This window comes from Streptomyces sp. NPDC103540 (genome assembly GCF_055584445.1).
Window position 1 is genome coordinate 37,540 of record NZ_JBVJMA010000022.1, and the last position, 12,927, is coordinate 50,466.

A 12,927-nucleotide genomic window follows, 5' to 3' on the forward strand; every position below is an offset into this window, starting at 1 on the left:
ATGAGGACTCGGTGAGCTGGCCGGAGCACTCCGCCGCTCCATGTTGCGACCCCTCGTAGGGACGATGAGGACACGACCTGCGCCCGGCCTGCGCGTCGCTGATCTGCCCGTTGCGACCCCTCGAAGGGGCGATGAGGACCCTTCTACCAGGACCCGGAAGGCGTACGCGTCACCAGGTTGCGACCCCTCGTAGGAGCGATGAGGACCATGTCGGTCGACGGCTACCTGGACGACGCCAGCCCGTTGCGACCCCTCGAAGGAGCGATGAGGCCCGGCGCTGGCCCTCTCCACCCTCAAGCCCCACCAGTAGTCGCGACCCCTCGAAGGGGCGATGAGGACCAGCCCTGCGAGTGCAGCGAGAAACGCGCCTTCGCGTTGCGACCCCTCGTAGGGGCGATGAGGACTCCGCTGATACGGCTGCACGGCTTCGCTACTCATGAGGTTGCGACCGCTCGAAGGGGCAATGAGGACGAGGCGCGTAAGGCCCCGTACTCCGCGTCGGTCATGTTGCGACCCCTCGTAGGGACGATGAGGACGCGACCGCGTTGCGGACGCGGAGCCGTCGCCGTGACGTTGCGACCCCTTGTAGGGGCGATGAGGACGACCACCTCACATCCGCTAGGGAGACTGCCCAGTGATGTTGCGACCCCTCGTAGGGGCGATGAGGACTCCTTTCCCCGCACTGCTCTACGGCCGCGCCAGCGTGTTGCGACCCCTCGAAGGGGCGATGAGGACCCTCGTCTTCGCGGCGGCCCTGGTCTCCCTCGTGTTGCGACCCCTCGTCGGGGCGATGAGGACGCCCGCCGCACCTGCCCGGCCTGCCAGGTCACCCAGTTGCGACCCCTCGTAGGGGCGATGAGGACCGCCGGCTGGTGGCCGAGGGGTGCAGCGCGTACAGGTTGCGACCCCTCGTAGGGGCGATGAAAACTGCCGCTCCGGCCGGACGACCTCCGGTTGAACTGGTTGCGACCCCTCGCAGGGGCGATGAAAACGCGCCGGTCCCTGATGCCGACCCTCTCCGGCATCCTGTTGCGACCCCTCGTAGGGGCGATGAGGACTCCAGCTCGGCCCGCAGGCGCAGCAGCCGGCCGAGGTGTTGCGACCCCTCGTAGGGGCGATGAGGACCGCCGACCTCGCCCCGACCGTCACGCACCTGCACATGTTGCGACCCCTCGTAGGGGCGATGAGGACCCGTGTGGAGCCCTGACCTTCTCTTCGTCCTCAGCCAGTTGCGACCCCTCGTAGGGGCGATGAGGACCGCGGACGGCGATCGAGCACCACTGGGACACCTGCCCGTTGCGACCCCTCGTAGGGGCGATGAGGACCCGCGTTCAGCCCCGATGCCGTCTCCCGCCGGTCCACGTTGCGACCCCTCGTAGGGGCGATGAGGACGAGCTACTCGCGGATCCAGTGTGGCACGCGGCACGTTGCGACCCCTCGTAGGGGCGATGAGGACACGGCCGCGAGCCGGGGACCCTGCTCCGGATCGTGTTGCGACCCCTCGTAGGGGCGATGAGGACCCCTGGCCGAGGCCGGCACCGACGCCGTCCCCCTCACGTTGCGACTCCTCGAAGGGGCGATGAGGACCTGAAACCGGCTCAGCCCGCATCGTGAGCCAGCTGTTGCGACCCCTCGTAGGGGCGATGAGGACCGGTCCCGCAGTCCACTGCTGCCTGTTCCACGTGTTGCGACCCCTCGTAGGGGCGATGAGGACCGCGCGGGCGTAGGCGACCTCGTCGGCGTCCCGGGCGTGTTGCGACCCCTCGTAGGGGCAATGAGGACGTGTCTACCAGTGCGCCGGGTGAGGTCGGCATGATCAGTTGCGACCCCTCGTAGGGGCGATGAAAACGGCACGCGGTCCTCGACTCCGTGTTGGCCGTGTGCAGGTTGCGACCCCTCGTAGGGGCGATGAGGCCCCCCCGACGGGCTCCTTCCATTCGTGGTGCCACACGTTGCGACCCCTCATAGGGGCAATGAGGACGAGCCCGATCCACGATGATCCAGTACAGCTCCGACTGTTGCGACCAGAGGCGATGAGGACGCCATGGCCTACCTCCTGTGGACCTACGTGGCCAAGGGGTTGTGACCCCTCGTAGGGGCAATGAGGACCCTACCCGGTCGTGGAGCTCGGGGTCGGCGTCGTCGTGTTGCGACCCCTCGAAGGAACGATGAGGCCCGGCGCTGGCCCTCTCCACCCTCGAGCCCCACCAGTAGTCGCGAGCCCTCTCAGGGACGATGAGGACACGACAAGCCGCGGCGCTCGCCGCGCAGACCCACATGTTGCGACCCCTCATAGGGGCAATGAGGACCCTCGCGGTCGGCACCGTCACCGGCGGCCTGTGGGTGTTGCGACCCCTCGTAGGGGCGATGAGGACGTCCACGAGGACCGCAAGCCGTCCTTCTCCATCAAGTTGCGACCCCTCGTGGGGGCGATGAGGACCCGTGCCTGCTGGACACGGTGCGCGTGTTCATCGAGTTGCGACCCCTCGTAGGGGCGATGAGGACTCGAGCAGGTCGCCGCCGGCTGCGCGGACCGCATCGCGTTGCGACCCCTCGTAGGGGCGATGAGGACGTCTCAGCGATCCGCCCAGCGATCTGCCGGAGGTCCGCGTTGCGACCCCTCGTAGGGGCGATGAGGACGCGAGTGCCTCGCGGAGGCGCTCCTCCGCGTCCTCCTGTTGCGACCCCGTCGTAGGGGCGATGAGGACGATCCGGCGGAGTGCCTCGAAGGTGCCCCTGACCATGTTGCGACCCCTCGTAGGGGCGATGAGGACCGCCGGCGTTCATCAGGACGGCGATCAGCATCGCGTGGTTGCGACCCCTCGTAGGGGCGATGAGGACAATGCCGCTCCTGCCGTTCGAGGGGGACGGCTAGAGGTTGCGACCCCTCGTAGGGGCGATGAGGACATGACGCGGTCACGGTCACGGGTCCATCGGGCAAGTTGCGACCCCTCGTAGGGGCGATGAGGACCCTTCAGGCCCGTCTGGAACAGATTCCGATGAGCGAGTTGCGACCCCTCGTAGGGGCGATGAGGACCCGGAGGATCGCCGGCTACCGGCGGAGATCAGCGCCGTTGCGACCCCTCGTAGGGGCGATGAGGACGCTCGGCCTGCCCCTGGAAGCCATCGGCCTCGTCATGTTGCGACCCCTCGTAGGGGCGATGAGGACTCCCTCGCCATCCGCGCGAGGTCTCGCCGGTGCCAGCGTTGCGACCCCTCGTAGGGGCGATGAGGACACCTCGGACAGATCGCCCGTGAACGTGGCCTCGAGCTGTTGCGACCCCTCGTAGGGGCGATGAGGACCCCAGAGTAAAGCTGCAGGTCGGACCCGGGTCCCAGGGCGTCGGCGGAGTCGGCTCTGCAGCAGACCTCCGGTCGTGTCGTCGAGGCCGGTGTGGCGCTGAAACCTGCCCATGGTTCTCGTGTTGTCCGCTGGCTCCAGGCTTGCCAGGGCCAGCCTGGGTGGGCAGGTCGGAGAGGGGTGGTGGAGGCAGGGTACGCGCTTGTGTGTGCTTGCGCTGGATCATGACCATTTCCCCTTCTTGGTCGTGCTGGATACGTAATCATGACCTCGGCCTTGTCCGCTGTGGCTGGAATCGGCATGCCTGGGCGGTCACGCGTGCCCGTCGTTGGCGGGGTGCTGGGGCGAGGGCTTGTCGGTGGTGGGGTCTAGGCTTCGGCGGCGCGTGGGGCATGGTCCCGTGCGTCTGTTTTGGGCTGTTTCTGTGGGTGGGGAGTGTGTGGATGAGGTTGCGATTAGCGGTGTCGACGGCGGCTTCTGAGCTGCCGTGGGAGGCGGTGCTCGCTCCGGGGCGTGGGTTGGTGTACGACGTGTTGGGTCGTGTGGCGCCCGCGTTGGGTCGGCGGTTGCATGCCGAGGGTTTCGGGGTGCACGGGATGGTGCCGTTCGGGCATGGGGCTCCGGTGTTCGCGGGGGCGCGGCGGCGGCCTGGGCGTTATGCGGCCGGTGGGCGTGGGGTGGTGGAGTTCGGTAGTCCGGTGCCGGAGGTGGTGGAGGCGCTTGCTGCCGGGTTTGCGGCGCGGGAGGTGATTGATTGGGGTGGTGTTGCGTTTCGTTTGACGGGGATTTCGGCGTTGAGGCCTCCGGATTTTGCTTCGGGTCGTGCTGTGTTGCGGACTGTGACGCCGGTGGTGGTGAAGGGTTCGGGGCGTGGCGAGGATGGTGTGCGGCGGACTCGGCAGGATTGGTTGTTGCCGGCGGAGCCTGAGTGGGCGGGGTATTTCCAGGGGAATCTGCGTCGCAAGGCGGAGGGGTTGGGGTGTGATCCGGGTGTGAGTCTGGAGTCAGTGACCTGGATCGGGCCGAAGCGGGGGTTCAGTGTGGGGCCGGGGGTCAAGACCGGGGCTGCGGTCGAGGTGGAGGTTTCGGGGGCGCCTGAGACGTTGCGGGCTTTGTGGAGTTGGGGGTTGGGGCAGGCGAATTCGGCTGGTTTTGGTTGGGTTGCGGCGTGAGCGCGGCGGTGTCGGGTTTTGAGGTGCAGTCGCGTTTGGTGCTTACGGCGCATCCGTTGCAGAGGGTGGGGGCGTATGCGATTGCGGCGCTGGCCGGGGATGATCATCCGGAGGGTTTGTCGTCTGCGGGGTTCGATCGTGCGGTGGAGCAGGTTACGGGGCATGCTGTTGCTGCTGCTTTGGTGCGGGACAGTAAGGGTGCGGCGGGTTTTTGGCTGAAGGTCAGCTATTCGTTTTTTCCGAATTCGCCGATGAATCATCCGGGTAATGGTAAGAAGTCGGATGAGGCTGTTCGGGGTGCGGTCAGTGTGTGGCGTGGTCTGCCTGATCCCGATTTTTGGCCGGATGCGGGTTGTGTTTTGTGTGGGCGTCAGGCTGTGGGTTTCTTCGGGAAGCTTGATGTCGCGTTGGCGGAGAGCGAGGCGTACCGGAACAACGTGCCGCGTGGGCATGCGGGGATGGCGTTGTGTCAGCCGTGTCGGGCTTGTTTTCACGCGTTGCCTTATGGGTGTCAGTTGACGGGTGGTTCGTCGATCGCTCTGCACAGTTGGGATGAGCGATTTTTGCGGCGTGTGGTGACGCGGCAGGTGGAGCGGAATCTGCCGTTGGCGGAGACCGGTGATCCTGGGCGGCGGCAGACCGATGTGCGTGAGGTTGTGGCGCTGAGGGCGTTGCGGCGTTACAGCGAGCGGGTGACCGGCGGGGTTGAGTTGCTGGTGTTCAACAACAACAACCGTGGTCAGTTGTTGGAGCAGCATGCTGTGGAGCAGGTGCTGGCGGAGTGGTTGCGGCGTACGTCGCGTGATGCGGGTTTGCGGCGTGGGTTCGCGGCTTTGTTGAGGGCGCATGCGACGAAGACGGATCCGGGCGTAGTGGCTTTGTCGCGGAATGCGTTCCGTGAGCCGGGGCGGATTTTTGGCAGTGGGGTGCGGCATGTGGGCCGGCTGGTGGCCGGTGGGTCGGTTGACCGTGAGGGGGTGGCCGATTTGGTCGCTCTTCTCTATTCCTTCGTCACCGAGGTGATGCTGATGAACGAGAAGGACTTGTCCGAGATTCGGGCGACCGCGGGTCGGATCGCGCTGTTGTTTGCGGAGGAGGGTTCCGGTGGGCAGCTGCGGAAGTTTCGTGCGTTGCTGAAGGATGCGCCGCGGTTGCGGCGGTGGCTGACCGATCAGGGGGTGCGGCGGGCGATCCGGCCGCCGAAGGGTGGTGTGGGGCCTTTGGTGACGGAGCGCGGTTTCACCCTGTTGTTTGACCCCGGGGCGGACAACCCGGCGTGGTTCCACCGGGACCTGCTGCTGGTGGGGGTCCTGGAGGAGTTGTCGCGGCTGGGTTGGCAGGCGGCCGACGGGGCCGATGTCGACGATGACGAGGATGCCGACGGGCTGCTCGACGCGGGCGACAGCACGTTCGTTTCCGATGACGAAGAGGAGTATGTACGTTGAGTTTCCTGGTGGGGAAGATCGTTTTGGATGTTGTCGCGGGTGCCCCGAACAACGGGGAGGGCGAGGACAACACCGGTCGGGTGAAGAAGCTTCGGGTGGGGCGGGAGGAGTTCCCGTACGTGTCCGCGCAGGCTTTCCGCAGGTGGCTGCGGGACTCTTTACCGCCGCAGGAGTCCCGTTCGGCGGTCATCCGCTCGGGTAGTGGCGCCAAGCAGCAGGCGTACACGGCGGGCCGGCCGGACCTGCATCTGGACGACGATCTGTTCGGGTACATGGTCGCGGTGAAGAAGGAGAACTACCAGCGCGACACCGTGCTGGCGACCGGGACCCTGGTTTCCGTGGTGCCGCAGCGTCCGACGCTGGACTTCGGGACGATGAGCCGGGACTTCCCGGCGGGGGAGCACCCCGTGATTCATTCCCACGAGCTGTACAGCGCGACGTTGGCCGGTGACGTGCTGCTGGATCTTCCGCGGGTCGGTGTGTTCGAGACCGACGGGAACGGGTTGCGGGTGGCGATCAGTGCCGCGGTGGCCGAGGAGGCGACGAAGGGGGGTGCCGAGGCCACGACGCTGCGGGGCAGCGCGGCGGTCCGGTTGCCTCTCGGCGAGCGCCACCGTCGGGTCGCGACGTTGTTGCGGACGTTGGCTTCGGTGCGTGGTGGGGCCAAGCAGGCGATGCACTACGGGGACCGGACTCCTTCGCTGTTCGTGTTGGCTCCGCTCAAGGGAGGTGTCAACCCGTTCACCCGTGTCGTGGGTGCCCGTGACGGCAGGGTCGTCTTTCTGCCGGACGTGCTGCGTGAGGAACTCGAGGCGTGGGCGGACGAGCTGGACGGGCCGGTGTTGCTGGGTTGGGCGCCGGGCTTTTTGGGTGATCAGCGTGAGCGGGTCGAGCGTGACCTCAAGGATCTGATCGACGAGGGTCGTGTCGTTGTGGGGCACCCGCGGGTGCTGCTCAACCAGCTGGCCGGCCAGATCGAGCAGGGTGAGCGCGACGCGTGGTTCGAGGACCCCGCGGCGTGACGGGCACGGATGTCACGGCGCTGCGGATCACGGTGACGGCGCCCGTCGTGTCCTTCCGTAATCCGCTGTATGCCGGGGTGCAGGTCACGTTGCCGTGCCCGCCGCCGGCCACCGTGGGTGGTCTCCTGGCGGCCGCGGCGGGTGGGTGGGCACGGGTCGATCCGGAGCTGCGGTTCGCGATGGCGTTTCGTGCGGGTGGCAGGGCGGTCGATCTCGAGACCTACCATCCGCTGGACGCGTCGGGGAAGAAGGCCTCGCCTGCCCCGCGCAACCGGGAGTTCCTCACCGCAGTCGAACTGACCGTGTGGCTCCTGGAGGACGCCGAAGTGTGGCAGAGGCGGTTGCGGCGGCCGGTGTGGCCGCTGCGGCTGGGCCGCAGCCAGGACCTGGTCGGGATCCGTACCGATCTGGTTCCGCTCGTGGCGAGGCCCGGTGTTCAGGGGTCGGCCGTGGTGCCCGAGACCGCCGGCAGGGAAGGCACGCTGCTGCGTCTGCCGACGGCGATCTCCACGCGTCGGGACCGTACACGGTGGGACGGCTACCGCTTCGACGGTTCCGGTCGCGCCCAGCAGGTCGTCGCCGACAGTTGGTCGACGGCCGCCGGGCAGGCCGTCGTACTGCTTCCCTCGGCGCATCCCGACGGCGTTTCGCGTTCCTGACCCTCCGGCCGCTTGGCCCGCACCCAGATACGGACCCATCGTCATCATGACGGACATCCTGTCCACGCTGCGGGCCAAGAGCGCCCGGCAGGCACGTCCCGCCGAACTCCTCACCGCGCATCTGTCCGACACGCGCGTCGCCGCGGCCGGCCTGCGGCAGCGCGTGGGCCGGCTGAACGCGGCGGATGAGGTGTTCGACGGCACGTTTTGGACCGTCGTGGAACTGGCCGCGCTCCTGCACGACGCGGGAAAGGTTCTCGACGGCTTTCAGCAGATGCTCGCGGGGATCATCCGGGCCTGGGGCGAGCGCCACGAAGTGGCCTCGCTCGGCTTCCTGCCCACCCTGATCGACGACCCCGACACGCTGTCGTGGGTGGCGACCGCGGTCGCCACCCACCACCGCCCGCTCACCGGTGAGAACGGACGCGACCTCCAGACCCTCTACGGCGGCGTCACCGTCACCGAACTCGACCGCCGCTTGGGCCCACTCGACCCGCGGGCGGCCCCCGCCCTGGAGGTTTGGCTGCGCGACGCTGCCGCCCGTGCCGGGCTGCCGGCGGCGGCCGGCCGGACGGACGCCACCCGCACAGGCACTTCTCTGGTCGGCGACGCCCACCGGATCCTGGAGGAGGTCCTGGACCGGTGGGCAGATCGTGTCGGACCCGATGAGGGCCTGGCCGCCGTCCTGCTGCAGGGCGCGGTCACCCTGTCCGACCACCTGTCCTCCGCACACCAGGCCTTGTCCACCGCGCAGCCCTTGGACGCGACCTTCCGTCTCCGGTTGGAGAAGGATTTCGCCACCCGCGGCAGAATCCTGCGCGCGCACCAGCTCGAGGCCGAGAATGTCAGTGGACATCTTCTGCTGCGCGGGCCGACGGGCAGCGGGAAGACGGAGGCGGCCCTGCTGTGGGCGGCCCGTCAGGTCGTGGCCCTGGCAGCGGCCGGTGGCGGCGTGCCGCGGGTGTTCTTCACCCTCCCGTATCTGGCCTCCATCAACTCCATGGCCCTGCGGCTCGGCACAGTCCTCGGTGACGAGGAGGCCGTGGGTGTCGCTCACTCTCGCGCCGCCTCCTACCACCTCGCCCAGGCCATCGCCCCGCAGGACGGCGACGAGGAAGACGAGCACGGCGACCCGTGCCGTGTCGATGCCGCCACCAAGGCCCTGTCACGGGCCGCGGCCACCAAACTGTTCCGTGAGAGCGTCCGCGTCGCCACGCCCTACCAGCTGCTGCGGGCCGCGTTGGCCGGGCCGGCCCACTCCGGGATCCTCGTCGACGCCGCGAACTCGGTGTTCATCCTCGACGAACTCCACGCCTACGACGCCCGCCGCCTCGGCTACATCCTGGCCAGCGCCCGACTGTGGGAACGCCTCGGCGGACGGATCGCCGTCCTGTCCGCGACCCTGCCCCGCGCCCTCGCCTGCCTGTTCAAGAGCACCCTCAAAGCGTCCGCCACCCTGCTCGACAGCCCCGACCTCGGCCTGCCGACCCGCCACCTCCTGCGGACCCGCGGACATCACCTCACCGACCCCGCCGCACTGGAGGAGATCCGGCTGCGACTGTCCCGGGGCGAGTCCGTACTGGTGATCGCCAACAACGTCGCCCAGGCCCACGCCCTCTACGAAAAGCTCGCGCCCCACGTACGTGCGCAGCACGGTCCGGGCGCCGCTGTCCTGCTGCACTCACGGTTTCGAAGGATGGACCGCTCCCGAATCGAGAAGGAGATCTCCGACCGGTTCGCCACCGCGGCATCCGACGCACAAGGCAACCGTCGTCCCGGTCTGCTGGTCGCCACTCAGGTCGTCGAGGTCAGTCTCGACGTCGATTTCGACACCCTGTTCACCGGCGCGGCCCCGCTCGAAGCACTCCTACAGCGCTTCGGCCGAGTCAACCGGATCGGGGCCCGCCCGCCGGCCGACGTCATCGTCCACCAGCCCTCCTGGACCACTCGTCGAGGGCAGCCCGGAGAGTACGCCGACGGCGTCTACCCGCGCGAGCCCGTCGAATCCGCCTGGAAGATCCTCACCCGGCATCAAGGACAGGCCATCGACGAAGCGGACGCCACCGAATGGCTGGACGAGGTCTACGCCACCGACTGGGGCCGCCAGTGGCACCAAGAGGTCCTCGAGCGCCGTGAGAGCTTCGACCGCGCATTCCTGCAGTTCAGATACCCCTACGAAGACCGAACCGCTCTGGCCGAGACCTTCGATGAACTCTTCGACGGCACCGAAGCCATCCTCGCCGAGGACCAGGAAGCCTACGCCGCCGCACTGTCCGCATCCGGCGACGACCACAAGGGCGCCGGCAGGCTCCTCGCCGACGAGTACCTCATCCCCATGCCCCACTGGGCCGGCCCCCTCAGCCGCTACGAAAAGCAGCTCAAGGTCCGCGTCATCGACGGCGACTACCACCCCGACCACGGCCTCACCGCCGTCCGCGGCCTGCCGCAGCACACCTACCGCCCCGGGGAGGTCCTGTGATCGACGGGGAAGACATCGGCGGCGTCCACATCAAGTACCTCTACCACTGCCGTCGCCAACTGTGGCTGTACCTGCGCGGCATCCGACCCGAACACCTCAGCCCCACCGTCCGCTCCGGAGAAGCCGTCCACGACACCTCATACACCCGCAACACCCCGGTCGACCTCGGTGCGGCCCGACTGGACTTCATCGATGGCGCGCACTGGGTCCACGAGGTCAAATCCTCCTCACGCCCCAGCCAAGCCGACGAGGCCCAGGGCCGCCACTACTGTCACCGGCTGCACCGTGTCGGCATACAGCGTCTTCGAAGGACACCTCAGCGACGCCCAGCTTCGACACTTCCAAGCCGCGGTCGAAGAGAGCCTCGACCTGGACTACGACAACGTCCTCGTCTACACGTTCCCACCCGGTGCCGTGCCACAGCGCCTCGAATGGGGAGCAGTCGAACCCGCCCCAAGCGACATCCTGTGACTCGAAGGGCCCCACCTTCCTGCGGTGGCACGCCAGATTTCAGCGCCACACCGGGCCCGACGACACCACCGGAGGTCTGCTGCAGAATGGCAGCCATCGCCCCCTACCGACATCGATGCGACCTGCAACTCTACGGTGGGGTCCTCATTGCCCCTGGGAGGGGTCGCAACGCGATGTCGGTTTCCGCCTGCGTGGAGGCTTCGGGGTCCTCATTGCCCCTGGGAGGGGTCGCAACTCTGCGACGTCGTCCACGAGGAGCTCCTGGAGGAGCACGTTCTCATTGCCCCTGGGAGGGGTCGCAACACGCGATCGGCCAGTACATCCCCAACCACGTCCGGTCCTCATTGCCCCTGGGAGGTGTCGCAACTAGATCAGTGCGTTGTCGAACCAGTGGTCCACGCCGGTCCTCATTGCCCCTGGGAGGGGTCGCAACATGCTGGTGATCGCCGGCCTCGTCGCCTTCACGGTCTACGTGTCCTCATTGCCCCTGGGAGGGGTCGCAACGTCAGGTAGAGGCCGCCGGCTTCGCCGAGGGTCTCCGGTCCTCATTGCCCCTGGGAGGGGTCGCAACTTGACCGGGTCGGGACGCACACCCGCCGGCCGGCTCGTCCTCATTGCCCCTGGGAGGGGTCGCAACTTCTCCACCATCACCTGAGCCGTCTTCATGTAGAGGGTCCTCATTGCCCCTGGGAGGGGTCGCAACCAGGACGCCACCGCGGATTCGCGGAGCGCCGCCAGACGGTCCTCATTGCCCCTGGGAGGGGTCGCAACGGTATCAGCCCGATCACCGAGCCCGCCCGATGGTGCCGGTCCTCATTGCCCCTGGGAGGGGTCGCAACACATCAGCCTCCCGAACGTCCGCGCCCACCCACCGGTCCTCATTGCCCCGGGGAGGGGTCGCAACATGATGCCGGGCCTGCGCGCGACCGTGGCCGAGATGGTCCTCATTGCCCCTGGGAGGGGTCGCCAACGGTGCGGGTCCCGGGTGGTGACGGAGGAGGGGTCGCGTCCTTACTGCCCCTGGGGAGGGGTCGCAACGTCACGTCCGGCAGGCCGGGCTAGGAACCAGAATGGAGTCGAAGGCGTTGTGCTCGGCGTCGGCATCCGACCCGAGTTGCGTACACGCGTATCGGCGGTAGCCCTCGCAGCGGTCGGCACGGAACGCCCAGTAGGAGATCCGCACGAGGCGCGCGAGACGGCGGCGGAGCGGTCCAGCGCCGTTGCGGCCCGGGGCGCGCACAGCGTCCAGTGGTCCGCGTAGTACGCCTTGGCGGCCTCCAGGTTCTCCTGAGGGACGCTGGCGGCCGAGATCCATCGGTCGTCGATGCCCTGGAAGGCCAAGCAGGTCAAGCGAGTAGCCCGCGCAGCGCGCGGCTTCCTGAGGCGCGAGAAGGCCCGCCGTGCGTTCCGCTGCTGCCCGGTGCCGTGTGCCGATGGGCGCGGGCCCTGCGCCGCCCCACCTGCTTCTTCTACGCTCCCCAGCCGCTTGGTGTCCCGGTCCCGCCGGTCTCGCCGTCCTGGTCGTCGCTGTCGTCGTCCGGTTCGGGGGTGACGCGGTCGTCGAGGGCGATGGTGACGCGCTCGCCCTCGCCGGGGCCAAGGCGGGTCAGACGCTGCTTGATCCGGTCGTGGAGCGTGGCGGCGAGCTCATGGTCGCCGCTGCCGTCCGGGGCGGAGCTGGTGACGGTGTGCAGGCTGATCAGCAGGGCGATCAGGGAGCGGCCGGACAGCGGGGCGAAGACGCGTTCATCGGCCTCGTCGGTGACGCGTGGTGGGACGCGGACGGTCTCCCTTCCTCTACGGCCGGGGTCGGTGATCAGACCCAGGTGTAGTTCTCGTCGGTGACGGCTTCGAGGGCGGCGTCGGTGACGGCGGCGCGGGGATCGGGCAGGGCTGCGAGGGCCGGGCCGATGGGCGGGAAGATCGGCAGTTCGGCGGTCTTGCGGTAGTCGATCCACTCGATGACGCCGGTCTCGTGGCTGCCGTCGGGCAGTTCGTCCAGTTCGGTCTCGGCGAGGGTGGCGCGCAGTTCGGGGGCGATGTGGAGGCGGTAGATCAGGTGGAGCTTGCGCGGCGGCGGGGTGGGGCCGGGGCGAGTGACGCGCTGGTCGACGACCCACATCAGGTCGCCGCCCTCGGCCTGGTCGACGTCGAGGTCGAGCTCCTCGGCGAGTTCGCGGGCGAGGGCGGCGTCGAGGTCTTCGCCGTGTTCGACGTTGCCGCCGGGCGGGGTGTAGTGGGTGGACCCGGCGCGGTCGCGGCGGATGAGGGCGACGTCGTCGCCGCAGAACACCAGGGCCCCGGTCCGGATCTTGATCCGGGAGAACGGGGCCGCGGCGGGGGTTTCGGGTGTGCTGGTCATGGCGGCCAGTATCGTG

General features: G+C 68.3%; 7 protein-coding genes, 1 pseudogene and 3 CRISPR repeat arrays. Of the genes and pseudogenes, 7 read left to right on the plus strand and 1 reads right to left on the minus strand.

Translation table 11 applies throughout. The annotated features are described in order from the left end of the window. Positions 1-374 precede the first annotated feature (374 nt). A CRISPR array of direct repeats spans positions 375-1,982; the repeat unit is 30 nt; unit sequence GTTGCGACCCCTCGTAGGGGCGATGAGGAC. A gap of 762 nt (positions 1,983-2,744) precedes the next feature. Further along, positions 2,745-3,303: direct repeats of the CRISPR family, unit length 30 nt; unit sequence GTTGCGACCCCTCGTAGGGGCGATGAGGAC. Between the two features lie 594 nt (positions 3,304-3,897). The 7 genes and pseudogenes from ACZ6ZI_RS36255 to ACZ6ZI_RS36285 all read left to right on the plus strand — a co-directional run bounded on the left by ACZ6ZI_RS36255 (position 3,898) and on the right by ACZ6ZI_RS36285 (position 10,549). Next, complete coding sequence (locus ACZ6ZI_RS36255) at positions 3,898-4,473, plus strand: CRISPR-associated endoribonuclease Cas6 (RefSeq protein WP_469528617.1); 576 nt, start codon at positions 3,898-3,900, stop codon at positions 4,471-4,473. Continuing rightward, positions 4,470-5,918 carry a hypothetical protein gene (locus ACZ6ZI_RS36260; protein WP_469528448.1) on the plus strand — a complete coding sequence of 483 codons (1,449 nt, stop codon included), beginning with the start codon at positions 4,470-4,472 and terminating at the stop codon, positions 5,916-5,918. The genes ACZ6ZI_RS36255 and ACZ6ZI_RS36260 overlap by 4 nt, the downstream gene beginning before the upstream one ends. After that, positions 5,915-6,940: a type I-B CRISPR-associated protein Cas7/Cst2/DevR gene (cas7i, locus tag ACZ6ZI_RS36265; protein ID WP_469528450.1), complete on the plus strand. Its 1,026-nt coding sequence runs from the start codon at positions 5,915-5,917 to the stop codon at positions 6,938-6,940. Before ACZ6ZI_RS36260 ends, cas7i begins: the two co-directional genes overlap by 4 nt. After that, positions 6,937-7,599 (plus strand): CRISPR-associated protein Cas5, encoded by a 663-nt coding sequence (cas5, locus tag ACZ6ZI_RS36270; protein WP_469528454.1) that lies wholly within the window; start codon positions 6,937-6,939, stop codon positions 7,597-7,599. Before cas7i ends, cas5 begins: the two co-directional genes overlap by 4 nt. 46 nt (positions 7,600-7,645) lie before the next feature. Continuing rightward, on the plus strand, positions 7,646-10,078 hold the full coding sequence (cas3, locus tag ACZ6ZI_RS36275) for a CRISPR-associated helicase Cas3' (RefSeq protein ID WP_469528456.1): 2,433 nt from the start codon (positions 7,646-7,648) through the stop codon (positions 10,076-10,078). Further along, positions 10,075-10,317, plus strand: a pseudogene (locus ACZ6ZI_RS36280) (Dna2/Cas4 domain-containing protein); the annotation flags it as partial. The gene cas3 and the pseudogene ACZ6ZI_RS36280, both read left to right, overlap by 4 nt. Positions 10,318-10,363: 46 nt before the next feature. Next, the gene (locus ACZ6ZI_RS36285) at positions 10,364-10,549 is read left to right on the plus strand and encodes a CRISPR-associated endonuclease Cas2 (RefSeq protein ID WP_469528458.1); all 186 of its coding nucleotides are present in this window, start codon (positions 10,364-10,366) and stop codon (positions 10,547-10,549) included. Positions 10,550-10,689: 140 nt separating this feature from the next. Beyond that, positions 10,690-11,519: direct repeats of the CRISPR family, unit length 30 nt; unit sequence GTCCTCATTGCCCCTGGGAGGGGTCGCAAC. Between the two features lie 846 nt (positions 11,520-12,365). On the opposite strand, the gene ACZ6ZI_RS36290 is transcribed toward ACZ6ZI_RS36285, so the two are convergent. Continuing rightward, complete coding sequence (locus ACZ6ZI_RS36290) at positions 12,366-12,911, minus strand: NUDIX domain-containing protein (protein ID WP_469528462.1); 546 nt, start codon at positions 12,909-12,911, stop codon at positions 12,366-12,368. Positions 12,912-12,927: the final 16 nt, after the last annotated feature.

What these genes read in the sequence shown, in the direction of transcription:
- ACZ6ZI_RS36290 (WP_469528462.1), bottom strand. Translation starts at nt 12,911, where the DNA reads ATGACCAGCACACCCGAAACCCCCGCCGCGGCCCCGTTCTCCCGGATC.
- ACZ6ZI_RS36255 (WP_469528617.1), top strand. Translation starts at nt 3,898, where the DNA reads ATGGTGCCGTTCGGGCATGGGGCTCCGGTGTTCGCGGGGGCGCGGCGG.
- cas3 (WP_469528456.1), top strand. Translation starts at nt 7,646, where the DNA reads ATGACGGACATCCTGTCCACGCTGCGGGCCAAGAGCGCCCGGCAGGCA.